This is a genomic window from Candidatus Symbiopectobacterium sp. NZEC135 (genome assembly GCF_025962695.1).
This window is the reverse complement of the sequence record NZ_JAGFPF010000804.1, coordinates 1-922: the sequence shown is the minus strand read 5'-3', so window position 1 is coordinate 922 and position 922 is coordinate 1. Positions and strand designations below refer to the sequence as shown.

At 56.0% G+C, this 922-nt stretch carries 1 protein-coding gene; it reads right to left on the bottom strand.

The genetic code is table 11. The features are described 5' to 3' along the window. A partial coding sequence (locus J5224_RS30580) for a UvrD-helicase domain-containing protein (RefSeq protein WP_264628793.1) occupies positions 1 to 922 on the bottom strand: 922 nt, incomplete at both ends.

Below are 922 nucleotides of genomic sequence, written 5' to 3'. Positions count from 1 at the left end.
GCGCACTGCTGCTGCCAGGTTTTAATCAGCAGCTCATGTCGCTGCGCGCCATCGCTTTCCAAACGGCTGATAGCCGGCGCTTTCCGCGTAGCATGTTGAATAATATGCAGAGCCAGTGCATGGAAGGTTTTGGCCTGCACCGCATCCGTGTGCAAGCGCTCTTGAATCCGTTGGTTCATCTCCTGCGCGGCTTTACGGCCAAAAGCAAGTAACAGGATTTGTTCCGGCATCGCTTCGTTTCGGTGCAACAACCAGGCGGCACGAGCCACCAGCACGGATGTTTTTCCACTGCCCGCACCGGCCAGCACCAATACGGAATCTTCACCATTGATTACGGCGCGACACTGCGAAACATTCAGCGGGGTGGTTTCAACGCCGTCAAAAAATGCCTGCTCTGAGGAGAGCGTTTTTTCCATCCAGGCCTGGTTACAGGCTGTTCGGCACGATTCACCCTCAGCGAGCCACTGCTGACAAAGGGTGTAGCTGTCACAGCAGTTGACAAACTCCGTCAGTCTCGCGGCAGGCAGCGGCAAGGATGCCAGCGTTGCGCGAATAGCCGTCTGCAATTCAGCCAACGCATGGCGTGAAACCCACCCATGGTGGTTCGTCATTTGCTCGATGTCGGTGACCTGGCGCTGCAACGCGTCGGCACACACCGCGCTCATGTCGTCACTCCACTGACGCCACATTTTCATCAGGTAGCGGTAGAACTGCTGGGTTTCCTGCCATTCGGTGCCATGCAGCCGCACAACCTGGTTGTCCGGCAGCACAAATTCCAACTCCCCCCATACCAAACCACGCTTGCATTGAATATCAAGCAGTTGGTTAAAGGGAATGACATACTCGTGTTTCTCACCGCTCACCTGAACGCCCGCATTGAGCAGCTTCACCCGATTGTAGGGGTGTTGCGCCAGATGTTTGC